1 protein-coding gene is annotated in these 526 nt (G+C 72.6%); it reads left to right on the top strand.

Translation table 11 applies throughout. The features are described 5' to 3' along the window. The coding region (locus E1283_RS37955) for a DUF6531 domain-containing protein (RefSeq protein ID WP_243745366.1) at positions 1 to 526 on the top strand (526 nt) is incomplete at both ends.

The raw sequence follows: 526 nt of genomic DNA on the forward strand, positions 1-526 counted from the left end.
AGGTCGTCGTCGCCGTCCTCGGCGTCATCGCCCTGATCATCGGCGGCCCCCTCGCCCTGATCGTCCTCGCCGCCGCCGTCGTCGTCCTCGCCGACACCCTCGTCAAATACGCCAACGGCGAAGGCTCACTGCTCGACGTCGCCTTCGCCGCCCTCGACTGCATCCCCGGCATGCGCGGCCTCACCACCCTCGGCGGCCTCGCCCGCGGCATCCGCTCCCTGGGCTCGACCGGGCTGCGTGGTCTGCGGCAGGGCGCGCTGGGTCTGGGGCGCCGCACCCGTGGCGAGGGCATTCCGATGAACGGCCGCACCGCCTGCGGCGACCCGGTCGACATGGCCACCGGGGAGCTGCTGATGTCCGCCACGGACGTCGAACTCCCCGGCGTGCTGCCGCTCGTCGTCGAACGCCACCACATCTCCTCCTACCGGCACGGCGGTTGGTTCGGCGCCTCCTGGGCCTCCACCCTCGACCAACGCCTCGTCCTCGACGACCACGGCGCCCGCCTGTTCACCGCCGACGGCATGAT

This window comes from Streptomyces hainanensis, from assembly GCF_004348415.1.
In the GTDB taxonomy this organism is placed as follows: domain Bacteria; phylum Actinomycetota; class Actinomycetes; order Streptomycetales; family Streptomycetaceae; genus Streptomyces; species Streptomyces hainanensis.